This is a genomic window from Rhodobium orientis, from assembly GCF_003258835.1.
Classification (GTDB): domain Bacteria; phylum Pseudomonadota; class Alphaproteobacteria; order Rhizobiales; family Rhodobiaceae; genus Rhodobium; species Rhodobium orientis.
Genome location: NZ_NPEV01000017.1, coordinates 1 through 22249, shown reverse-complemented (window position 1 = coordinate 22249; position 22249 = coordinate 1). Strand labels below are relative to the sequence as shown.

At 60.2% G+C, this 22249-nt stretch carries 18 protein-coding genes; 11 read left to right on the top strand and 7 right to left on the bottom strand.

Annotated features, from left to right (window positions below; translation table 11 throughout):
- Positions 1-12: 12 nt before the first annotated feature.
- From CH339_RS09865 to CH339_RS09850, 4 genes are all read right to left on the bottom strand, one after another.
- Positions 13-990: an ABC transporter permease gene (locus tag CH339_RS09865; RefSeq protein WP_111434189.1), complete on the bottom strand. Its 978-nt coding sequence runs from the start codon at positions 988-990 to the stop codon at positions 13-15.
- A complete protein-coding gene (locus CH339_RS09860) occupies positions 987-1982 on the bottom strand; it encodes an ABC transporter permease (protein WP_111434188.1) in 996 nt (331 codons plus the stop codon). The genes CH339_RS09865 and CH339_RS09860 overlap by 4 nt, the downstream gene beginning before the upstream one ends.
- On the bottom strand, positions 1975-3465 hold the full coding sequence (locus CH339_RS09855) for a sugar ABC transporter ATP-binding protein (protein WP_111434187.1): 1491 nt from the start codon (positions 3463-3465) through the stop codon (positions 1975-1977). The genes CH339_RS09860 and CH339_RS09855 overlap by 8 nt, the downstream gene beginning before the upstream one ends.
- 142 nt (positions 3466-3607) lie before the next feature.
- Positions 3608-4594: a substrate-binding domain-containing protein gene (locus CH339_RS09850; RefSeq protein ID WP_111434186.1), complete on the bottom strand. Its 987-nt coding sequence runs from the start codon at positions 4592-4594 to the stop codon at positions 3608-3610.
- Positions 4595-4787: 193 nt separating this feature from the next.
- Between CH339_RS09850 and CH339_RS09845 the strand changes: the two genes are divergently transcribed.
- Positions 4788-5795, top strand: coding sequence for a substrate-binding domain-containing protein (locus CH339_RS09845; RefSeq protein ID WP_111434185.1), 1008 nt, complete (start codon positions 4788-4790; stop codon positions 5793-5795).
- Between the two features lie 235 nt (positions 5796-6030).
- Here CH339_RS09845 and CH339_RS09840 read toward each other — a convergent pair whose 3' ends face one another.
- Positions 6031-7101 carry an ROK family protein gene (locus CH339_RS09840; protein ID WP_170138469.1) on the bottom strand — a complete coding sequence of 357 codons (1071 nt, stop codon included), beginning with the start codon at positions 7099-7101 and terminating at the stop codon, positions 6031-6033.
- Between the two features lie 809 nt (positions 7102-7910).
- Here CH339_RS09840 and CH339_RS09835 point away from each other — a divergent pair.
- The 10 genes from CH339_RS09835 to CH339_RS09795 all read left to right on the top strand — a co-directional run bounded on the left by CH339_RS09835 (position 7911) and on the right by CH339_RS09795 (position 18798).
- On the top strand, positions 7911-9047 hold the full coding sequence (locus tag CH339_RS09835; RefSeq protein ID WP_111434183.1) for an iron-containing alcohol dehydrogenase: 1137 nt from the start codon (positions 7911-7913) through the stop codon (positions 9045-9047).
- Positions 9048-9059: 12 nt separating this feature from the next.
- On the top strand, positions 9060-9488 hold the full coding sequence (gene fucU, locus CH339_RS09830; protein ID WP_111434182.1) for an L-fucose mutarotase: 429 nt from the start codon (positions 9060-9062) through the stop codon (positions 9486-9488).
- Between the two features lie 75 nt (positions 9489-9563).
- Positions 9564-10589: a zinc-dependent alcohol dehydrogenase gene (locus tag CH339_RS09825; protein ID WP_111434181.1), complete on the top strand. Its 1026-nt coding sequence runs from the start codon at positions 9564-9566 to the stop codon at positions 10587-10589.
- 68 nt (positions 10590-10657) lie between these two features.
- The gene (locus CH339_RS09820) at positions 10658-11680 is read left to right on the top strand and encodes an ABC transporter permease (protein ID WP_111434180.1); all 1023 of its coding nucleotides are present in this window, start codon (positions 10658-10660) and stop codon (positions 11678-11680) included.
- Positions 11681-11684: 4 nt separating this feature from the next.
- A complete protein-coding gene (locus CH339_RS09815) occupies positions 11685-13181 on the top strand; it encodes a sugar ABC transporter ATP-binding protein (RefSeq protein ID WP_170138468.1) in 1497 nt (498 codons plus the stop codon).
- Complete coding sequence (locus CH339_RS09810) at positions 13181-14203, top strand: ABC transporter permease (protein WP_111434178.1); 1023 nt, start codon at positions 13181-13183, stop codon at positions 14201-14203. Before CH339_RS09815 ends, CH339_RS09810 begins: the two co-directional genes overlap by 1 nt.
- Positions 14172-15227, top strand: coding sequence for a substrate-binding domain-containing protein (locus CH339_RS09805; protein ID WP_146610145.1), 1056 nt, complete (start codon positions 14172-14174; stop codon positions 15225-15227). The genes CH339_RS09810 and CH339_RS09805 overlap by 32 nt, the downstream gene beginning before the upstream one ends.
- Before the next feature lie 823 nt (positions 15228-16050).
- Positions 16051-16536: a hypothetical protein gene (locus tag CH339_RS24290; protein WP_146610144.1), complete on the top strand. Its 486-nt coding sequence runs from the start codon at positions 16051-16053 to the stop codon at positions 16534-16536.
- A 372-nt stretch (positions 16537-16908) separates the two neighbouring features.
- Positions 16909-18282 carry a tyrosine-type recombinase/integrase gene (locus tag CH339_RS09800; protein WP_111434176.1) on the top strand — a complete coding sequence of 458 codons (1374 nt, stop codon included), beginning with the start codon at positions 16909-16911 and terminating at the stop codon, positions 18280-18282.
- Between the two features lie 117 nt (positions 18283-18399).
- Complete coding sequence (locus CH339_RS09795; protein WP_111434175.1) at positions 18400-18798, top strand: hypothetical protein; 399 nt, start codon at positions 18400-18402, stop codon at positions 18796-18798.
- 223 nt (positions 18799-19021) lie between these two features.
- Here CH339_RS09795 and CH339_RS09790 read toward each other — a convergent pair whose 3' ends face one another.
- On the bottom strand, positions 19022-22009 hold the full coding sequence (locus CH339_RS09790) for a hypothetical protein (RefSeq protein ID WP_111434174.1): 2988 nt from the start codon (positions 22007-22009) through the stop codon (positions 19022-19024).
- A 93-nt stretch (positions 22010-22102) separates the two neighbouring features.
- Positions 22103-22249 (bottom strand): integrase core domain-containing protein (locus CH339_RS25380; protein WP_146610090.1); only part of this gene is annotated, 147 nt, incomplete at its 5' end.

Sequence of the window (22249 nt, the reverse complement as noted above, 5' to 3'; positions counted from 1 at the left end):
GGTGGCCGCTCCTTATTTGTTTTGTCTGAGGAATGGCGCGCGGATCGCCATGATGAGGATGAGAAACGCGCCCCAGGCGGCGGTGGCCAGGTGCTGGCTCGCGCCCATCAGGTTCATGCCCGAGGCGATAACCTGCAGGCTCATCAGCGCTACCGCCAGCGGCAGCACCTTGCCGAAGCCGCCGAACGGATTGGCGCCGGCCAGGAAGCAGGCGAGGATCGTGATCAGCAGATAGGAATCGCCGTGGCCGACGCGCACCGAATTGAACCGGGCCAGCATCAATATCCCGGCAAGCCCGGTGAGCATGCCCGAGACCGAGTACACCAGGACCAGGGTCTTCTTGACGTCGATCCCCGAATATTCGGCGGCCGCTGGGGTCGAACCCACCATGTAGATCGCAAAGCCCTCCTTGGTCCGTCCCATCAGATAGGCGGTGGCCGCCACGGCGATGAGGAAGACGATCATCGGGACCGGGACGCCCAGAACCGTTCCGTAGCCGATGGTGGCAAAGACATCCGGCATGCCGGAGATATCGCCGCCGCGGGTAGCCCATTCGCCGAGGCCGCGCAACAGGATCATCATGCCGAGCGAGACGAGGATCGGATGGGCGCCCACATAGGCGACGATGATGCCGATCGCAAAGCCGATGGCAAGGCCGCTGGAGAGCCCGATGGCGAGCGCTACCGGCAGGCTGACCCAGCCGGCATGGACCAGGAACGCCTTGACGAAAAAGGCGGCGAGGAGCCCGGAGATGTTGGCGGAATAGGTGACGGAGAGGTTGAGGCCGCCGGAAATGATCGGCACGAACATGGCCAGCGCCAGGAGGCCGAGTTCCGGGAGCTGGAAGGCCATCGAGCTGAACACCGGGCCGGCATAGAAGCCCGGCGCGATGGCCCCGAAGAGGAGGATGCTGGCGACGAGCACGCCGACCATGGCGACCAGTTCGCCGGCACTGCCGAGGCGGCGGAATTGCTGCAACAACGTCCTCATGTCGTGCGCGCCTTCCTGTTCGACAGGCCGATCAGCGGTGCCACCTTGTCGAAATTGGTGAAGGTCACCGCGATGAGGATGATGGCGCCGACGATGGCCTTGAAGGCATAGGGCGTGACGCCCAGAAGGTTGAGCCCGTTCTGGACGACGGCGAGCAGCAGCACGCCCAGCGCCGCGCCTAACACGGTGCCGCGGCCGCCGCCGAGCACGGCACCGCCAAGGACGACGGCCGCCAGCACGTCGAGTTCGCGGCCGTAGAGGGCGTTGGGGACGACCTCGCGCACCATATGCGCCTGCATGAGCCCGGCGATGCCGGCGCAAAGGCCGAGCCAGCCATAGGCGAAGCCCTGCATCACGGCGATCCGCACCCCGGACCGGCGTGCCGCTTCCGGATCGGAGCCGAAGCCGTAGACGAGACGGCCGAAGCCGGTCCGGGCGAGGATGAACCAGGCGACCGAGACGACGACCAGCATGACGAGGGCAGGGAGGTAAAGCGTTGCCTCAGCGCGGTCGGCGCCGACGGTGAGGAGCGCGACGCGCTCGTCGAGCCAGTCCGGGATGGCGTAGATGGAGCGGCCCCGCGTCAGATACATCAGGAGCCCGAAGAACAGGTTGTAGGTGCCGATCGAGGCAATGATCGAGACGATGCGCAGCTTGTGGATCAGGAAGGCATTGAAGAGGCCGAGCGCCAGACCGCAGACCATGGCGGCGACAAAGCCGAGCAGCCAGTTGCCGCCGCCGATCTGGATCATCATGACGACGACGACATACTGCACGACCGAGGCGGCGACCGAGAACGAGATGTCGATGCCGCCGGCGATCAGCACGACCACGAGCCCGACGGCGAAGATGATGTTGACCGACTGATTGTTCAAAAGATCGAAGAAGTTCTGCATCGAGAAGAAGCTGTCCGTGGCAAGGCTCAGCACCACGCACAGCGCCAGCAGAATGACGAACAGGATGCCTTCGACGCTGCCGACCATTCTACGCATTGATCAACGCCTCCAGGTCTTCCTCTGCCATGTCGCCGGGCTGCAGATCCTTGGTGATCCTGCCGTTGCGCATGATCAGGATGCGGTCGGAATGGGCGTGAATTTCATTGGCCTCGTCCGAGATCAGGATGATCGCCATCCCTTCCGCGGTGAGTTCGTTGACGATGCGGAAGATCTCCGCCTTGGCTCCGACGTCGACGCCGACGGTCGGGGAATCGAGGATCAGCACCTTGGGCCGGGTCGCCAGCCATTTGGCGAGCACGACGCGCTGCTGGTTGCCGCCCGACAGCGAATTGACCGGAAGCGAGGGGTCGCTGACCTTGGTCCTGAGGCGCCCGATCCACTCGGTGCACAGGGTCCGGATGCTCTCCGGACCCAGATAGAAGGACGGGCTGGACAGCTCCCTCAGCGTCGTGATCGCCGTGTTCTTGAGGATCGACTGGGTCTGGTGCAGGCCGAGATTGAGGCGGTCCTCGGAGACATAGGCGATGCCGTTTTCGATTGCATCCCGGTTGGAGCGCAGGGAGACCGGCGCGCCGTCGATGAGGATGCGGCCGCTTTCGGGGCGCGTCATTCCGAAGATGGCGTGGGCGAGTTCGGTGCGCCCGGATCCCAGAAGCCCGGTCAGCCCGAGGATTTCGCCGCGGTGCAATGTGAAGGAGACATCCTGGAACTGGCCAGGGACCGTCAACCCGTCCAGTTGCAGGACGGGTGCGCCGGGGCTCGTCCATTCGCGCCGGCTGTCCAGGAATTCATGGCCGGTCATCAGCTCGGCGAGGCGTTTCTGGTTCATGCCCTCGGCCGGAAAGGTTCCGACGATCCTGCCGTCGCGCATCACGGTGACGCGGGAGCAGACCTCGAGGACTTCGCCGAGGCGGTGGCTGACGAAGACGATCGAGATGCCGCGCGCCGACAGCTTGCGCACGATGTCGAGCAGGTTTTCCGTCTCGGTCCGCGTCAGCGACGCCGTCGGTTCGTCCATGAAGATGATGCTGGCCTCGGTCTGCAGCACCCGGCAGATGGCCACCAACTGGCGCTGGGCGATGCCCAGGTGCCGCAGGGGCATGTCGAGGTCCAGGCTGACGCCGAGATCTTCCATCGTGCGTCGGGCCCGCTGCAGCGCCACCTTGCGCTCGGACAGCGCAAACGGCCTTTCGACGAAGGCGTCGAAAATGATGTTGTAGCCAACCGACAGGTCGGGGAACAGCGACAGGTCCTGCCAGATCACGTGAATGCCGCGGGCCTTGGCCTCGGCCGGCGATATCTTGGAGACCGGTGGATCGTCGCCGAACTGGAAGCTCGCGCCCGGCGTCGGCACATAGACGCCGGAAATCGCCTTGATCAGCGTACTCTTGCCGCAGCCGTTCTCGCCGACCAGGCAGTGCACCTCGCCGCGTTCAAGGTCGAACGCGACATCATCGAGGGCCAGCACATTGCCGAACCGCTTGGAAACGGCGCGTGCCCGCAACGCCATCTGTGTCATCGGGAATGCACCAACTGACATGCCGTCCACCCGGCGGTCCTGCCTGCTCACATCTCAAGGCGATCGGAGCGGGAAGGGCCGGTGATGCTGCGCGGATATCGACGATACCCGCGCAGCATTCGCTTGGGAGGAGCGCGCAGCCTCAAAGACCCATTTCAGCGAGGCCGTCGACCGTGTCCTTGCTCAGTGCGAGCGGCATGTTGGCGAAGATGTTGGAGCCTTCGAGCCGGATCTTGCCGAGCAGGGGCAGTTCGTCGCCGTCGGACACCGTGCCGCCTTCGGCGAGCATCTTGCCGAGCGCCACGAAGACCCGGCCGGCCTCCAGCGGGCTCCACACATAGCCGCCGGTGATGGCACCGGAATGGACGAGCTTGCGGCCCTGGCCGGCCGAGAACAGGCCGACCACGGCGACCTTGCCGATCAGGCCGCGTTCTTCCACGGCACGGGCGGCGCCGACGGGGCCCTGGCTGCCGAAGGCCAGGATGCCGGTGAGGTCGTCATGGGCGCGGATCAGGTCGAGGGTGGTGTTGCGGCTGTCGTCGACGCTCTCGGCGACGCCGAACCGGTCGGCGACCTGCTTCATGTCCGGGCAGTTCTCGTCGAGCCAGGCAACGGCGGCATCGGCCCAGGCGTTGTGCGCCGGAACGGTCAGGCCGCCGACATAGACGGCATAGCCGCCCTTGCACTCCGTCGTCTTGGCCAGGAGTTTGGCGTGGGCTTCGCCCAGGTCCTTGGCCGAGACGAGCTCGAAATCGTAATTCTTGTTGACCGACGCCGTCGATTCGTGGGTGAGCACGATGATGCCGGCGTCGCGGGCCTTCTGCAGCACCGGCTCAAGGACCTTGGCGTCGTTCGGCACGACGCCGATGACGTCGACCTTGCGGGCGATCAGATCCTCGATGGCGCGGACCTGCAGCGCCGGATCGGCGCTGGTCGGGCCGACCATGAAGGCGTCGACGCCGCGCGCCTTGCCTTCCTGCTCGATGCCGGCCTCCATGGCGTTGAACCACGGAATTCCGCCGATCTTGGCGACGACGCCGATCGTCGTCTCGGCCATGGCACCGCTCGCCATGCCCGCGGTCATCACCGCAGCCGCAATCGTGCCGACAAGCATTTTCCTGGAAATCATCTCTACCTCCCTGGGACCGTTGGCGGCCCCGATCATTTTTCTTTGCCATAGCGCGTCGATGTTGCGCTATCGATGGTGCAATACCTCCGAACCATCGATTGTGCAAGGGGCTGCGCTATCGATTGTGCAATTTTCCTGTTGCGGCTATTTGTCGGGTAGGGCACCTGTCCGGACGGTAAGGACATCCGACGCAATGCAGCGAAAGCACGTCACGATCTACGATATCGCCAAGCGGGCCGGCACGTCGCCGAGCACGGTTGGCGCCGTCATGAACGGATCGTGGAAGGCGCGGCGGATCAGCGAGGCGCGGGCGGAGGAGATCCAGCGGCTGGCCCGCGACATGGGCTATGCCATCAACCTGCAGGCCAGCGCCCTGCGCAAGGAGCGCTCGCGGATCATCGGCATGATCGTGCCCATGCACGACAACCGCTATTTCAGCTCCATCTCGCAGACCTTCGAGCGCGAGGCGCGGGCGCGGGGCCTGTTCCCGGTCGTCTCCTCGACGTTGCGCGATCCGGCTATCGAGGTCGAGGCCGTGAAGACGCTGCTCAGCTACCGGGTCGAGCGGATCGTGTGTACCGGCGCCACCGATCCGGACAGCATTGCCGAGATCTGCCGGGCGCGCGGGGTGCCGACCTACAATTTCGACCTGCCCGGATCCCTGGCGCCTTCGGTGATTTCCGACAACTACCAGGGAGCGCTGGAACTGACGAACAGGCTGGTTGCCGAGGTGCGGTCGCGCGATGGCGACCCGCGCCGGCTGCTGTTCGTCGGCGGCCGGCCGAGCGACCACAACACGATGGAGCGCATCCGGGGGTTTTCCGACGCCATCGAAGCGGCGGGAAGTCCCGCGGAGCCCGGCAACGTGCTGGCATGCGGCTATGCCGCGGCAAAGGCGGCGGCGGCCGTCGAGGGCTATCTGGAAACGCACGACATGCCGCCGGGCATCTTCGTGAACTCCACGATCGCGCTGGAAGGCGTCATGAACTGGTTCGGCAAGAACGGCCTGGAGCGCCTGCGGGACCTGGCATTCGGATGCTTCGACTGGGATCCGTTCGCAGCCCTGATCTCTCCCAACATTGCAATGGCGCGCCAGGACGTCCCGACAATGATCACGGCGCTGTTCGAGATCATCGACAAGGACGAGGTCGATCCCGGCATCCTGATCAAGATACCGCCCGTTATCCTCGCAAACCGGTGACGAAGTGCGTTCGGGCACGGCGCGACAGCCCCCTTCGAAAAAGGCGTGCGCGTGCCGGGCTCAATGCGCCCGTGGAGGTCTTAGTGCAGGGTCGGTCCTTGCGCGATGGCCGGCGACGCCGGTGCGTTGAGTGGCGCCGGTCAATACATGCCGGCGGGGGTAACGCGGCGTTCCTTGCGGCCGCGTCGCTCGTGCAGCGCCGGAAATTCGGCGGACTTTTCGGGGATGGATTTCCTTACCGGCTGACGGTCGCTTCGGACATGAAGATGCCCTTTGTCAGCGCCAGCTTGATTATGCCCCGGATCGCGCTTTCGTTCTTGCAATCGGAGAAGACAATTCTGGCCTTGTCGTAGATGAAGCGCATCGTGTTCGCCTGGAAGGCTTCTTCCAGGGCGTCCTGGTACCAATCGCTGGCCTGGCTGATGCCGCCTGCGACAATGATGTAATCGGGGCTCAGCAGATTGGCGCTGGCGGCGATGGCTTCGCCGAGATAGTGGCCGACGTGCTGATAGATGTCCCGGGCGACCTCATTTCCGGTTGCCGCGAGTTCGGCGACTTCCTGCGCCGAAAGCTCCTTGTCCAGGCGATCCATCGCCATCCATTCGATCGCCCAGCCGGATGCCTGGGTTTCCAGGCAGTTGTTCTTGCCGCAATAGCAGATGACCTCTTTGCCGCTATGCATCGTGATGTGTCCGAGCTCGCAATAGCCGGGCACGAGTTGCCTGTTGCGGACGACGGCCGAGCCGACGCCGAAGCCGTGATTGACGAACAACGCGACGTCGGAATTCGTCAGCTTGTCATAGAACAGATCGCCGAGGGCCATCGTCTTGGTGCAATTCTCGACGTAAACGGGCAGCTCCACCTGCTCGCTGAGGAGCTTTGCGAGTTCGACATTCTCCCATTTGAAATTGGGGGAATAGACAACCCGGCCGGAGTCGCTGTCGACGAGGCCGCCGATGGAGACGCCGACACAGACGACGTCGTCGCGCGCAAGGCCGTGATCGCGCATCAATTCCAGGATGGCATTGGACGCCTGGCGCAGGATGGAATTCGGGAACTGGCTGCGATTGGTCTTTTCCGTCCGGTAGAGCTGGTGCTCCCCGCTCAGGTATCCACAAGCGATTCTCAGATTATAGGTGCCGATATCGACCCCGATGACCACCTTGGGATAGGCCTTGCGCAACGACAGCAGGGTCGGCTTGCGTCCGCCATTCGACGTCGATTCCCCTTGCCCGGTCACCTCGATGAGGCCGGCGTCGATCAGCTCCTGGGAAATCAGGGTGATCTTGGGCTTGCTCAGTTTCATCAGCCGTGCGAGCTCGGTTCGACTGATAACGCCCTTGTCGCGAATTATGTTCAGAGCCGTAAGCCGATGACTTGGCTTTTTTGCTTCGGGCGGCATCCGGATGGCTTTCAATTCAATTCGACGGGCAGGTTGGCCTGGGTCACTGCCGACCGCTTGAAATAGAGCGTTCTCCGTACGGTGTCAAAGAAATTTTACTTTGTGAATAAACGCTTTCGGACGGCTGAACCGGCTGAGGGGGCGGGCGATTCTGCCGCTGTTCCGAGAGACCTGGCTGCGGCCCGGAGCGGTGCCGGGCGCGTCGTCCATTTGCCGTCAAGCGCGCATTCTGGGGCGGTCGGAGTCTGCTCACGCGAATGGCTGGATCTCTCCGGCTGACGGGACGGCGCATGCCGGAGCATCCCGAAGCGGGCTTTGGCGGGGGCTTTGCGACAACACGCGGCAATGAAGGGCACGGGCGTGGTCGGCCGCCGCCGCCTTTGGCCGAAGCGCGTTGTCGGACGGCATGCTTGGCCGTTCCCGGAGCATCGTCGTCGTCCTTGGCGACGCCCGCGGCGTCTTGGCGAGCGGAATATTCATGAAATATGCAAACCAGAATCGCGCTGGGGTGCGCGTTGGCTCCGGTCGGCGAGGCGTGGCTCGGGCGGCGACCGACCGCCGGTTGTGATCCGGTACAAAATATTGAAAAAATTGGAGAAAAAAGAGTTTCTGCGACATTGTCTCCCGATCGCGAGATGGGCTGATTGCGGCTAGTGACAAAGCGAATCTTTTGGAGTAAGTTCATAAAAAAACAAACTAGCAAGGAGGCCGGCATGCTCGGAACGTTTTCCTACCACGTTCCCACCAAGCTCCACTTCGGAGTAAATGCCCTCGGCGATGCCGGAACGCTCACGCGTCCGTTCGGCAAGCGGGCCCTGGTGGTCAGCATGACGGTGAAGCCCTATCTGCAGCCGTCCTTCGCCATCCTGAAGAAGAGCCTTGAGGACGCGGACATGACCGTGTCCGTCTTCGATGGCGTCGTGCCAAACCCGACGCTTTCTTCCGTCGAAGCCGGGAGCCGGTTCGCCAGGGAAACGGGTGTCGATGTCGTGGTGGGGTTCGGCGGCGGATCCGTGATGGACACGGCCAAGGCCATTGCCGTCGGCGCGACCCATGGCAGCTCCTTGTGGAGCTACATCTGGAGCAGCGACACCCAGCCCACCGACAAGACCCTGCCGATCGTCGCCATCCCGACCACGTCGGGCACGGGCTCGCATGTGACGCAGGTGAGTGTCTTCACGAACGAGGACGAGCGCTACAAATCCGCGATCTTCAACGAGCGGATCTTCCCGGATCTCGCCATCGTCGATCCGAGCCTGATGGTCACGGCGCCGGCCGCGGTGAGCGCACCCACCGGTTTCGACGTCTTCACCCATGCGTTCGAAAGCTACATCCACGCCAACACCAGCCCGATTGTCAGGACGTTGGCGAGGGAGGCGGTCGGGCTGGTCGGTCAGTGTCTGCCGGTCGTGCTCGAAGACCCCGGAAATCTCGAGGCCAGAACCCAGATGGCCCTGGCCGATACGCTGGCCGGCATGTGCATCGCCAATGCCGGGGTGACGCTGCCGCATGGCATCGGCATGGCCGTCGGCGGCTTCTATCCGAACATCGCCCATGGCCAGGCGCTGGCGATCGTCTATCCCGAGTTCGTCAAATACACCCTGGCCGCGGCGCCGGACGCCTTCGAACTGCTGAGGCAATCGCTGGCGCCGGCGGCAGCCTCGCCCCAGGACGCGATCGAAACGTTCCTCGAGCGGATCGGCCTCAGGAAACGCCTGCGCGATTTCGGCGCCAAGGCCTCGGACCTCGACGCGCTGGCGGCGCAGTGCATGGTGCTGCCGGACTACCAGGCCAATCCCCGCGTCACCAGCGCCGAGGACATGCGCGCCATCGTCGAAGCGGTCTATTGAGGAGCGACGGCAATGCTGCGCGGCATCTCTCCGCTGATCCCCCCCGACCTGCTCCACGTCCTGGCGCAGATGGGACATGGCGATGAAATCGTCTTCTCCGACGCGCTGTTTCCCGCGCACAGCATCGGCCAGCGCGTCATCAGGCTCGACGGGGTGGAGATCCCGCGCCTGCTCGAGGCCGTCCTGCCGCTCTTTCCGATCGACACCTATGTCGAGGATTCCATCGTCATGGTCGCGCCGCCGCAAGACGATGTCGAGGATCCGGAACTGGAAAGCAAATACCGGTCGGTGATCGACAAATACGATTCCGGCCTTCCGGAAACGACGTTCCTGCAAGATCGCCACGATTTCTACGCGCGAGCGCGTCTGGCTTTCTGCGTCGTCGTGACCGGATCTGTCGTCAAGTACGGAAACTTGCTGCTCAAAAAGGGCGTCTACTAGCGCCTCCTGCAACACTTGCGGGGCCGGGAGCCGTCATTCGGCAAGACCGCAAGAAAAAGAAGGGCATCGAGGAAAATGCGCCAAGCAACGATGGTTCAGCCGGGCAGGATCCAGTTCCGGGACGACATTGAGGTCCCGGCGCCGGGCGACGACGAGATCCTGCTGCGCGTCTCCCATATCGGGGTTTGCGGGTCCGACATCCATGTCAATCATGGCAAGCATCCGTTCACGTCCTATCCGGTCATTCAGGGGCACGAGTTTTCCGCCGAAATCGTCGCCGTCGGCGCGAAGGTGGATGCGGAGAAATTCCCGATCGGTACGTTTGCAACGGCATTGCCGCAGGTGTTCTGCGGCGAATGCGATCCGTGCCGCCGCGGCGATTTCAATATCTGCGACGCGTTGAAGGTGCGCGGCTTCCAGGTGCCCGGCGTGGCGCAGGACTACGTCACCTTCCCGCAGGACATGGTCATCCCGCTGCCGCAGACGATGAGCGCCGAAATCGGCGCCTTGATCGAGCCGCTGGCCGTGGCGGTCCATTCGGTATCGCGGGCCGGCCCGCTGTCGGGAAAGAACGTTCTGGTTACCGGCGCCGGCACGATCGGCAACCTGATCGCCCAGGTGGCCCAGGCCAGGGGCGGCAACGTCCTGATCAGCGACGTGAGCGACTACCGGCTGGAAAAGGTCCGGGAGTGCGGTATCGCCAAGGTCGTCAATCCCAAGACCAGCGACATTGCCGACGTTGTCGAGCAGGTTTTCGGTCCGTCCCGATTTGACGTGGCCTTCGAAGTGGCGGGCGTGGAATCGGCGCTCGACACCACCGTTCAACTGGTGGCCAAGGGCGGGACGATCGTTGCCGTCGCGGTCTACGGCGACAGGCCGAAGATCGACATGGCCGTTCTGGGCGACCGGGAAATCGTTCTAAAAGGCACCCTGATGTACAAACACGAAGATTATCTGGGTGCCATAGAGCTTATCCGGCAAGAAAAAGTACGCCTGTCTCCGCTCGTTTCGGTCCGGTTTCCGTTCGACGACTACATGCAGGCGTATGAATACATAGACCAGAACCCGGACAAGACGATGAAAGCGATGATCGTTCTGTAAAAGCGGTTCGTTAAAAACCGCGAAAACGACTGAAGTCCGGCACGTGTGCGGGGACGGGAGAGGAAGCGATGAGCAGTGCGCAAGCACTTGTCGACAAGGACAAGGGGATGAAAATTCCCTTCCGATCCGTGCTTTCAAGTCGTCAGTTCTGGCTGCTGACCATCAATGCCGTGGTCGTCATCGGTCTCGGCATCATGCGACCGGACACCTTCCTGTCCTGGATCAATTTCAAGGCCGTGCTGTCCTTGATGTCCTACGACCTGCTTCTGGCGATCGCCATGACGACGGTTCTGATCGTGCGCGGGCTGGACCTTTCCGTCGGCGCGGTGATGGCCTTGAGCTCGGTGGTGATGGCGCTGCTGTTGCGGGCCGGCATGCCCGTGCTGCCGTCGGTCACGGGCGGTCTGTTGGTCGCTCTGCTTTGCGGCTTCACCAACGGCTTTTTCATCGTCCGGATCGGCATCCTGCCGTTCCTGGTGACCCTGGCGATGATGACGGCGGCGCGCGGCGTCGCGACCGTGCTCACGACCGGGCAGTACATTTCCTTCCCGACGGCACCGCGCTGGTTTTCCAGGTTCGCCCGCCATGAATTCGTCCTTCAGATCGGGGATGCCAGCTATGGCGTGCCGGTCCTTTTGATCATCACGCTGACGGCGACCCTCGTCTTCGGCATCCTGCTGTCGAACTGGGTGCCGCTCAGACGGCTGTTCTTCATCGGGCAAAACGCCGAGGCCGCCAAGCTGTCCGGTATCCAGGTCGAACGCCTGACCATCGCCGCCTATATGATCTCGGCGTTCTTCGTCTGGATCGCCGCGCTGCTGATGACGTCGGCGAACAAGATCGGCTACGCCAATTACGGCATTACCGCCGAAATGCGGGCCATCGCGGCGGCGGTCATCGGCGGCGCCAGCTTCTTCGGCGGATCGGGCAGCATTTTCGGCACCTTCCTTGGCGTTCTGCTGCTCGCGCTCATCGGCAACGGCTTCATTCTTCTGAACGGCGATCCGAACTGGCAGCAGGCCACGGTCGGCGTGGTCCTGATCGTGGCCGTCGGCATCGATGCCCTGCGCACCATCCGGCAGCGGGGGTAGGGCCATGCTGCAGGCGACCGGGATCAACAAATCATTCTTCGGCAACAGGGTTCTGGAAGACGTCAATTTCGACGTCAAAGCCGGACAGGTCCACGCCCTGATCGGGGAGAACGGCGCCGGCAAGTCGACCCTGGTCAATATCCTGTCGGGAAATCTCCAGCGGGATACCGGCAAGGTGGTCTTCGACGGCGACACCGTGTCCTTCGACAATCCGCTGGAGGCAATGAGCGCAGGCATCAGCGTGGTTCACCAGGAACTGAGCATCGTGCCCCAGGCCACCGTTGCGGAGAACATCTTCCTCCGGCGCGAGATCACCAACCGTTTCGGTTTCAACGACTGGAACGCGATGTATGCCAGGTGCCAGGCGGTCTTCGACCGGATGCAGGTCGACATCAATCCGCGCGCGCTCGCCGGCAGCCTCAGCATAGGCATGCAGCAGCTGGTCGAGGTGGCCAAATCCGTCGTGCTGAATGCCAAGCTCATCTTCATGGATGAGCCGACATCCTCCCTGTCGGAGAAGGAAATCGACGAGCTGTTCCAGGTCGTGCGCGATCTCCGGGATTCAGGACTGGCGATCGTCTTCATCTCGCACAAGCTCAATGAGCTCTTTGAGATTTCGGATCACGTCACGGTCCTGCGCGATGGCCGCAACGTCGGCACGCGGCTGACTGCGGAAGCGAGTTCGGACGAGATCATATCGCTGATGGTCGGCCGGTCGCTGAGCAAGCTCTATCCGGAGCGCAGCGCGAGCGTCGGGGACGTCGTCTTCTCCTGCAGGGACCTGGCCCTGTTCGGTGCGGTCAAGGACGTCAATTTCGATCTTCGACGGGGTGAGATCCTCGGCATGGCCGGACTGATCGGCGCCGGCCGAACGGAGGCGATGCTGGCGCTGATCAATGCGCGCAAGCGGGCCTCGGGCCGGTTCGAGCTGAACGGAAAGCCGATCGAGCTGAACTCGCCGCACGAGGCTCTGGGGCACGGCATCGTCTATCTGTCCGAGGATCGCAAGGGAAGCGGCCTGTTCCTCGACTACGACATGGTGCTCAACGTGAGCTCCTGCGTGCTCGATCGCGAGGCGCGGTTCGGAATGGAAAACCGCAAGGCCATGCGAGAGGCGACCTGGCGCTACGTCACGGAAATGGACATCCGTCCCAAGCGGCCGTCGGCGACGATCCTCAGCCTGTCGGGCGGCAACCAGCAGAAGATTCTTTTGGCGAAATCGCTCAACGCCGATCCGAAGGTCCTGATCGTCGATGAGCCGACGCGCGGCGTCGATGTCGGCGCCAAGGCGCAGATTCACAAGAAGCTGCGCGAACTGGCGAATGCCGGCTGCAGCATCATTCTCATTTCCTCGGAACTGCCCGAAGTGCTCGGCATGAGCGACCGCGTGCTGGTCTTCCGCTCCGGCACGGTGGTTGCCGACCTGGACAACAAGGCCGGTGTTCTGACGCAAGAGGACGTCATGAACGCGGCGGTCGAACTGGAGGGGCTGGCGGTCTGATGTCGATTAACTTCGCCAAAATCAAAGTGAGCGGCAGCTGGCTTCAGTATATTGGCCTCATCGTCGTCACGGTGCTGATCGTGGCGTTCACGCATTCCGTTTTCGGAAACGTCGTGACGTTAGCGAACCTGCGGGTGCTGGCGATGAACATGATCTTCGAAGCGATCATGGCGCTGGGAATGACGTTCGTCATCATTCTGGGAGGGATCGACCTTTCGGTGGCGTCGGTCTTTGCGTTCGGCGAAATCCTGGTCGCAAAGCTGATGGTCGAGGTCGGCCTGTCGGTGCCGCTGGCGGCGGCGATCACGGTTGCGGTCTGCGCGCTGATCGGTGCGCTCAACGGCGCCATGATCGTCTCGTTCCGGGTCCATCCGATGGTCGTCACGCTCGGCACCTTGCTGACGCTTCGCGGCGTCAATCTGGCGATCACCGACGGCAGATCCATCTCCGGTTTCTCGGACAGCTTTCTCTGGCTCGGCCAGGGGCGGATCCTCGGCGTGGATTTCCCGATCGTCTTCTTCGCGGTCGCGGCCGTGGTGCTCGGAATGCTGCTGGGGCATCACCGCTTCTTCCGGCAGATCTACTTCATCGGCGGATCGGAGCGGGCGGCCAAGTATTCCGGCGTCGACGTCGCGCGGGTGAAGATCGCGATCTATGCGCTGAGCGGGTTCCTGGCGGGGTGCGCAGGCATCATGGCCGCCGCCAAATACGGCGCCGCCCATTGGGGCCACGGCAACATGGCGGAACTCAAGGCCATCGGATCCGTGGCGATCGGTGGCGCCGACATGATGGGCGGCAGCGGCACGATCTTCGGCACCGTCCTCGGCGCGATCTTCCTTGCCGTGGTCCACAACGCATTCGTCACTTCGGCGGTGAACCCCTTCTGGTACGACGTGGTCAACGGCGTGATGCTCTTGATCGCCGTCCTGGTGAGCCGGGTCATCGCCAAACAGAATGAGCGGAAAATGAAGTCCGTTCGCCAGCAGAAGATTGATCGATCTCTGCAACCCCAAAGTCCCTGACTTGGTTCCAAACTCCACCGGGAGGACGACAATGAATAAGATTTGCCTGAGCCTAGCCGCCGCCGCCTTGACCGCCGGTTCGCTGTTGGCCGCGCCCGTAAAGGCGCAGCAAACGGAAGAACACTACGCAATGGTGGTGTTCCTCAAAGGATCCGAATTCTTCAACTGGGCCTATGCCGGCTTCCAGGACGCCGCGGCGACCGTCGGCGCGACGACCGAACTTCAGGGGCCCGCCGACTGGGATGCCTCGGCCGAAGCGCGTGCCGTCGATCAGCTGGTCGCCAAGGGCGTGAAGGGCATCGCCGTCACCGCGGGCGACGCCGATACGTTGGTCGGGTCCATCAATGCCGCCATGGAAGCCGGCGTGCCGACCCTGACCTTCGACAGTGACTCGCCGAAATCCAATCGCCTGCTGTTCGTCGGCACGAACAACTACAATGCCGGTTTTGCCGCCGGCAAGGCCGTTGGCGAGCAGATCGGTGGCGATGCGCGTGTCGGCGTTTCGCTGATCCCGGGCCTGGATTCCATCAATCACCGCCTGCAGGGGTTCAAGGAAGGCCTTGCCTCCGTCGCGCCTGGCGCCGAGGTCGTCGCACAGGTGAACGACGAGGGCGACCTGCAGAAAGCCGAGACGGTCAATACGGCGATGCTTCAGGCCAATCCCCAGATCAACGTCATCTTCTGCGCCCACGGCAATCCGGCGACCGGCGCCCTGGCGGCGACCCGCAATGTCGGTCGCTTCGACGGCCCGAACAAGGTCCACGTCCTGGCATGGTCGATCGACGTGCCGATCCTGCAGGGCATCGAAGACGACGAGTACGGTTCGACCGTCGCCCAGAACCCCTACATGATGGGCGTGCAGTCCTTCCTGCAGCTCTGGTCGGCGGCGCATCCGACCCAGTTCGACAGCCTGACCAACCCCGGAATGGGCCAGGTTCCGACCGCCGATCTGGATACCGGCGTGAAGATCCTCAAGAAGGGCGATCCGGCCATCAAGGCTCTCATGACTCCTCCCAGGATCTGATTTCTTCCTTCCTCCGACACCTGAAATCAGACCGCAGCAGGCGGGCCACGGCCCGCCTGCTTTCATTTCGCGGACCAGTCGGGACGCGATCTGCGGCCTTTTTTCGGCGGCCGATGGTGAGAGTTCCCGGGACGGCGGCGTTTCCCTTGGCGATCGCTGCGGCCGCATCGGCGAGAGTTTTCGCCAATCGATCTCGCCGCGTCGGATTTCGGCGCGCGATTCCGGATGCCAGCGACATGGCCTGCGCGGTGCCAGACGCTGTCGCGCCCATGTGCCCGGATCTGTCAGCGATCGGCGTACCGGCTTCCCGGCAACACGCACGCACGGGAAAAACGCGCCTGCGGTGCGCGCGGTCGAATTGCGGAAACTGCGAGTGGAAGGAACGATCGTAGCCGGCTGATCTTGTTGGCTGGGGAACCTGGATTCGAACCAGGACCGACGGAGTCAGAGTCCGAGATATAAATCTATAACTAATTGTTATTGTTATATAAAAACCCCGATAAAAACTGAGTGTGCCTACATTGTGTGCCTGCAAAGTGTGCCTGTAGGCGTCATTTCTGATGAGGGAGTATGAGCGACGAGAGAGGCCAAAGACAACTATCTATCCCTATTTTTTGCTTGTTGGCTGTGCGGTCTGCGTGTCGTGAATTTCGACCAGGCCCGCTGATTCTTCTCTATGATCACTCCTTCCGCCGAATGAGAGTTCGATGTGCGGATTCTGAGGAGTTTGTGGTGCCAACGGTGGAGCTTTTACATTTCTGTATCAGTTCGATTGGGGCATAATTGCTTGTAAGTTAATTCGATTAATTAAGAGGGGCAATTCATGGTAGATTATTTAGGATTGGCTGCTGCGGTAATTGTTCTGGTAGCGGCTCTTTTTGGGCTTATACCGCCAATACTGTCTGGCTCTTCTGGAGTTGATTCCAAGGCGCGCGATTCAATGGTTTCATTTATTGATTCGATGAAATTTATTTTTGTTATCATAGGTCTATTGTTTATCTATTTTCTTTATATGGTTGGTATTTCTAACCTTCCTGAACTTATGGGTCTAAAACATGGCGAAGAATTTGCTGAAAATATCAAGGGGCTATCGAACTACGAATACAACATAGTGAAGAACGTCGATCGAATGCCTTATTCGAACAGCAGGGGTGAGGCCCTGATCAGCATAATTGATAGGGCGATTGAGGAGGAAAAATTTCCATTGGCAATCCTTGCGGCATCAAGAATACCATACTCGGATAAGAAAAATGAGCAAATTATTCGAATTAACCGTGCGATGTTGAATAATATAAGCTCAAGAAAATAGAGCGAATATTCGGATATGTTGTTTCATATGGCAAGATTATTTTGCTGTATTTGGGTGGATTTTTCTTCTAGTGCCCCTATCTAATGCAGTTCAGAAATTCACTTTGGTCAACTACGTGATGCCGTTACACGGCTGTTACATGAAAACATCCGGCCCAAGGGGGCCGGATAAGTCTTTGATAAATATGGCTCCGACGGCAGGGCTCGAACCTGCGACCCAGTGATTAACAGCGGCCAATTGTACACTATTTTCCAAAATCGCGTTTCCATTAACTAATTGTATTTGCTGCGGAATATCCGCAGTGCTTTCTATTTGTTCTTGCATACATCACAACTATGAGTTAGTATTTGGTTACATGGGGGTTACATATTTATGCCGAAATTATACTTAACTGATACCTTTGTTCGATCCGCTAAATGTCCTGATGGCAAATTTCAGGAGTTGTTCTGGGATCACCCCAAAGGCCTCGACGGCCAGGTCCGCCAGGGCGCCGTTGGCGGCCTCGGCCTGCGGGTCACTGCCGAAGGGGCTAAAGCCTTCGTCCATACCTACCGGTTCGACGGCAAACGCCGCCGCGTCGTGCTCGGCGTGCCCGGCACCCTGAACGTGGGCTCTGCCCGCCTGCTGGTCCAGCAACGCGAGAGCCAGATCAGGGCAGGCGAGGACCCGGATGCCGCCAAAGAGGACTATCAGGCCAAACACACCTTCCTGGTGAGCGATCTGGCCCGCCAGTTCTGGGAGGAGCACGTCAGCGCGCTCTCCGCCAGCCACCAGACCAAGTACTGGAGCTATGTGGCCACCTCGCTGCGCCCGCCCCCAGCGGTCCGCACCCGCCGGGGCCGCAACATGCGCCGCGCCTATCGGGACTTTGAGGGGCTGTACGGCACGCGCAAGGTCGCGGATATCAAGCCGACCGACGTCTCCGCCTATCTGAAGCAGTTTCAGAGCCCGAGCACGGCCAACGGCGCCCTGCGCCAGGTGAAGGCCATGTTCAATTGGGCGATCCGGATGCAGCTGGTCGACATGCGTAATCCCTGCAGCCCCATGCGTCCCCACAAAATCATCCGCCGCCACCGCGAGTACACTCCGGCCCAGATCAAGGCGATTGCCCGCCATATCTTCGCGCCGGTGTTCGATGCGCAGCCACCGCTCACCGGCCTCACCGGTGACGCCAAACGCGAGCAGGCGCTCGCCAACGGCCGCCTGACGCAACAGAACGCCCAAATGGAGGAGCTATGTCACTTCATGGGGATATTGTTCCTGACGATGGCACGCCCGAATGAGCTGCGCCATGCGGAGTTCGCACACTTCGACCTCGACCAACTCATCTGGCACAAACATCATACCAAAGGGATCAAACTGTCCCGGGCGGCCTATGAGTACACGTACCGCTCGGTGCCGATCCATCCGAAGGTCGCGGAGCTGGTCCGCCGGCAGCGCAGCCGCTGGCCGGACGCGGACCTGGTGTTCCCATCACATGCTGACCCGACCCAACCCCGCGACAACTTCCGCAAGCCGCTCGCCCGGTTCAAACAGCTCGACGGCGTGCCGGAACATTTCCAGCTGTATGATCTGAAACGGATCGCGATCTCACTGATGCTGGTGGGGCAGGGGGTCCGTCGCGAGGACGTCAGCCACTACGTCGACCATAAGGGCAACCTCGAGACCACCATGATCTATGACCTGGGGTTCGTGGACCCGATGCGCCCGGTCACCGACAAGCTGGGCCAACTCCTCGGCGTTTAAGCTTGACTTCCGCACATACATGTAGTATACATATATCATTCGGCGGAAGGTAAGCTCCGCCAACGGACACGTCCCGCCTGGGGCGTTTTTTTATGCCTATCAACGAAAGCCAAACCCATGGAAGGAACACCCGCCATCGTGCTGACGCACGAGGCGCTCGACCGCCTGCTTGAAGAAGCAGGCTGCCGTGCTGCCGAAAAAACCGTCGCCAAACTGCAAAGCCAACTGATCCAGGACCCGCGCGAACGCCACCTGCGCCAACTCCGCGGCTATCTCATGGACCGCAGCACCCTCCAAAACCCCCGCGAGCTGTGGGCCCACGGCCACCACATCCGCCGCATCGAACTGAGCAGCAAAGGTAAACCCAAGTCGATGACCTGGTTCCAACGGTTCAAGCATGAATCCGGCCTGGCCGCCTGCATCTCTCGCCCAAGCGCCGAACACGGCCGCCTCCAGGAATGGACCTTCGAAGACATCGCCAATGCCTGGGACCGCTACTATGCCCTCCAGTGGTAGCCAGTGCGGATCTCATCCGTCACTGACCCATTGTCCGTTCCCCAGCCCCCGATACGCCTGCAGGCCGGGGTCAAGGCCATAGCCGCCAAAGGCGGTGACCCCGTCAGCCTTGAGGCCGGTCGGCGGGTGGATCATGTTGGAAGAGCGGCAAGAAGCAGCTTATTCGTCATTCAGTTTAAGGTAGTAGCCGGTAATGTGCCGTGACGAAAAGTCTGTGGCATGGCTAAATAGGAACGTCGATCGAAAAAACGGATACTCTTTCTCGTCCTTCAGTGTTGCTGAGTTCATCAGCACGTACCTGAAGTGCTTCCATGAGTTCGGCGAACGTTGATCGACGCTTTCTCCCGGGAAGTTCCCAGCTTTTTTTTGGATCAGTGTTGATCAACAACAAAACACCATTGCGTCGGTTCTCAGGATATAGATATTGGCCGACCAATTGGTCCTCGAGCGCGGCAAATAGATCGGTTCCCGACCATTGATCCGCCTGCTTAACCTCGATCGCCACCTGAAATGGGCAAGTAGCGCCGGCAATAAATATATCTGGCCGCTTTTTTCTCCCAACCTGGTTTTCACGTGCCGAGTGAAAGACCTGCGCATTGTTATCTATGAGGTTGCTTAAAATGGCGTCGCGCAGAGCGGCTTCGTCCCTTTCTTCGCATTGAGAAAATGTTTGCAGCAAGCCGCAGATAGAGGCGTCATTATTGGTCAGGCCATCATAGAAACTTTGAAGCGCATGCATCACTGCTGCGTGCAGTTGGATTCCGTTTTTTATTGGTGCCGTAAAGGCTTGCTCGAATGAAAGCACCTCGGCTTCATTCCATGCAGCACGCTCACTGTCGCGCTCCAACATCGATTTAGCGCGTCTGAGGCACCAGCTTTCTTCTGAATTGGTCGCCAGTCCGCACACTTCTGCATACGCATCTGCACCAGTTTTTTCTATAAGCGCAGCGAGCACGGCATTGTGACCGCATTGGGCGCGATCGATTTCGTCGACGCTGCGTGCCACTCCAAATTCCGGCTCTCGGTTTGGAACAAATGTCCGCCCGATTCGATATAGACTGGCCAATTCCGATGGACTCAATTTGTTGAGGCAGTTTAACGCCAAACCGCCGTGCCGATTGTCAAAGAGGACTCCGAAAACAGCAGTGGCAAATGCGATTTTTTGGTCGGCTGATGCATCGCTCCAAACAGGCTGCATGCGAGATATGCCAGCCGACGTGTTGATTGCCAGAAGCCCGCCAATGCACTGCGCTGCGCGGGTATAGTTCGTAGACAAAAAAGCATCAGAAAACGCTTGTTCAAAAAGGTCAGAAAATACGCCAGCCATGGCGTCAGGCAGTTCTGCCTTTACAAAAATAGCAATGAGCAGGCCCAGCAAGTTTTCGTCGCTAGGAAGGGGCGTAGCAGCGTCACGCAAACAATCCACTATCTCTGACGGGACGCTTGGCGCTTGATGGGCGAAATAATAGAGAAAACTGGTGCCGAAGCCATCTGAGCTGGATAACTCCCCGGCGGTATGCTCTGCTACAATTGGGAGACCGATGTCGGGGCGGCGCTCTATGAGCCGCTGAACCCAATCACTATGGTGGTCAGTCACGCCGAGTCTTATTGCCTTATTGGCCAACTCAACCGATAGCTCGTCGAAAGCCGCCAGGTTCTCGCGAAATTCGAGATATACGCCAGCCCGCCCATACTCTTGATTCCAAGTCTTTGCTCCCTCGTATGTAACGTCTATTGAACGCCAATGATCAGAAAGTGCTTGAGTAAAAGCTTGCTTGACTTCAGCAGAAAACCATTCTTCGATGCGATCAACATGTTCGACAAACTCCTCACTTGCCTTGTTGGCGTCAAGCCGGAGCAAATTTGAAATCTGGTGGATGTTGCGGAAACGGGTCGAAGGCTGCAGGATCAGCTCAGGGTTGGAGACCATCTCTTTCCGAAACTGTACCCAGCTTGCCTGGGCGATTAGTTCTTTTCGCCGTCTCTTGAGGCGGTATTTTTCAGCTTGTTTTTCCCATTTTGCAGACTCTTTATCGACCGGCGGAGGATTAAAAAGCGCGCACAGCCAGTCGGAAACGTCCGCATCGTCCGAAACAAGGTCGGTAAGTATTGGTCGATTGATCCGCTCAGGTGCAATGCCGCTGCGGACCAGATCAACCAAGATGCTGAGCACGATCATTCGGTCAATGGGACATGAGCGTTGCGAAAGGTCGTCCAATAGCCAGCTAATGTCGTCAGCCGTATAAGATGGCGATACCTCGTCCTGTAAAAAAAATATTTGCCGAAACGACCTTATTTTCTCTGCATATCTCGCATTTGCGCGGGCTTCCGCGACGTCATGCCAAAGAAGAGCTCTTTTTACTGCGGGTTTTTCGTCAATAAGTTGCTTAATTGACGGCTTTTCGTTTCGGTTCATGCCCTCTTGTCGATCGGCACGCCTTAGGGTCATCAAACAACGAACGAGTGCCTGCGACGGGGCATCTTGCTCCGCCTTTTGGAGGAGGTCACGGCAGATCGGTCTAATATTTCGTGCAATGAATCGGTATTTTGCGGAAACTCGATGGTAGTCCGCGCAGTGCGGCTTCCGCAGAGCTAGTGCCGCAAGCCGTTCTGCAAAGGCATCCTTGTCGGCCTCCGGACATTTTCGCCACAACCGTTTGAGAGCGTGGCCAAAACCCTCGACCGTCCCGCGCCGCGGATCGTTCGAAAATTCAATCACGTCGCATAGCTGGTCTAAGGTCAGGTAATCCGGAAAGAGGTTGGTGGCGAAGCTCACCTGAAAGGCAAGTGGCATGTCTCGAAACGAGTGAGAGAAACGTCCCGCAAACTCAGCAAGAGCCTCTTTGTCATCAAGTTCGATGAGGCATTCCAGCGCCCATTGTCCGTGATGATGATGGTCGCATGGCGATTGGAGGAGGCCCCGCACAAGCTCCAAGCATCCTCTCAATTTGCCAAGTGTAATCAGGCGGATCAAGTCTCCACGTAAATCGTATTCGTAGTGGTCCGGCCAAATTTCCTTTATTGTTTCCTCGAGCCCGGCGTCAGCGAACATCCAAAGACGTTCACCGGCGAGGCCGTCGTCGTTGATCTTGTTGTCGGCGTGCATTGCGGCATAGGTGTGCAAAAGGGTTTGCCGGTACGGGATCGGGATTGATCCGGGGTCTCCGTGTTGGATGAGTACCAATGGCTCCCGGTTGATGATGTCTTCCAAAAAACGTTGATCAAGGGAAGCGAGCCAGGCCGCTGTTGGACGCAATGACGGAATAATGGTTTCTTGCCCGTACGTGGTCGCAATTGTGCAAGTTCACGAATTCGGTGATGGCTGTTCGGTTTTCTTTTGTTCGGCGAAGGTCTTTGGCGGGATGTTTCCGATTGCCTGGTGGGGCCTGAACTCGTTGTAGTAGATGATATATTCGATGAGCTCGTTGGCCAGGTGCTCGGGGGTGTCGAA

What these genes read in the sequence shown, in the direction of transcription:
- CH339_RS09865 (WP_111434189.1), bottom strand. Translation starts at nt 990, where the DNA reads ATGAGGACGTTGTTGCAGCAATTCCGCCGCCTCGGCAGTGCCGGCGAA.
- CH339_RS09860 (WP_111434188.1), bottom strand. Translation starts at nt 1,982, where the DNA reads ATGCGTAGAATGGTCGGCAGCGTCGAAGGCATCCTGTTCGTCATTCTG.
- CH339_RS09855 (WP_111434187.1), bottom strand. Translation starts at nt 3,465, where the DNA reads ATGACACAGATGGCGTTGCGGGCACGCGCCGTTTCCAAGCGGTTCGGC.
- CH339_RS09850 (WP_111434186.1), bottom strand. Translation starts at nt 4,594, where the DNA reads ATGATTTCCAGGAAAATGCTTGTCGGCACGATTGCGGCTGCGGTGATG.
- CH339_RS09845 (WP_111434185.1), top strand. Translation starts at nt 4,788, where the DNA reads ATGCAGCGAAAGCACGTCACGATCTACGATATCGCCAAGCGGGCCGGC.
- CH339_RS09840 (WP_170138469.1), bottom strand. Translation starts at nt 7,101, where the DNA reads ATGAAACTGAGCAAGCCCAAGATCACCCTGATTTCCCAGGAGCTGATC.
- CH339_RS09835 (WP_111434183.1), top strand. Translation starts at nt 7,911, where the DNA reads ATGCTCGGAACGTTTTCCTACCACGTTCCCACCAAGCTCCACTTCGGA.
- fucU (WP_111434182.1), top strand. Translation starts at nt 9,060, where the DNA reads ATGCTGCGCGGCATCTCTCCGCTGATCCCCCCCGACCTGCTCCACGTC.
- CH339_RS09825 (WP_111434181.1), top strand. Translation starts at nt 9,564, where the DNA reads ATGCGCCAAGCAACGATGGTTCAGCCGGGCAGGATCCAGTTCCGGGAC.
- CH339_RS09820 (WP_111434180.1), top strand. Translation starts at nt 10,658, where the DNA reads ATGAGCAGTGCGCAAGCACTTGTCGACAAGGACAAGGGGATGAAAATT.
- CH339_RS09815 (WP_170138468.1), top strand. Translation starts at nt 11,685, where the DNA reads ATGCTGCAGGCGACCGGGATCAACAAATCATTCTTCGGCAACAGGGTT.
- CH339_RS09810 (WP_111434178.1), top strand. Translation starts at nt 13,181, where the DNA reads ATGTCGATTAACTTCGCCAAAATCAAAGTGAGCGGCAGCTGGCTTCAG.
- CH339_RS24290 (WP_146610144.1), top strand. Translation starts at nt 16,051, where the DNA reads ATGGTAGATTATTTAGGATTGGCTGCTGCGGTAATTGTTCTGGTAGCG.
- CH339_RS09800 (WP_111434176.1), top strand. Translation starts at nt 16,909, where the DNA reads ATGCCGAAATTATACTTAACTGATACCTTTGTTCGATCCGCTAAATGT.
- CH339_RS09795 (WP_111434175.1), top strand. Translation starts at nt 18,400, where the DNA reads ATGGAAGGAACACCCGCCATCGTGCTGACGCACGAGGCGCTCGACCGC.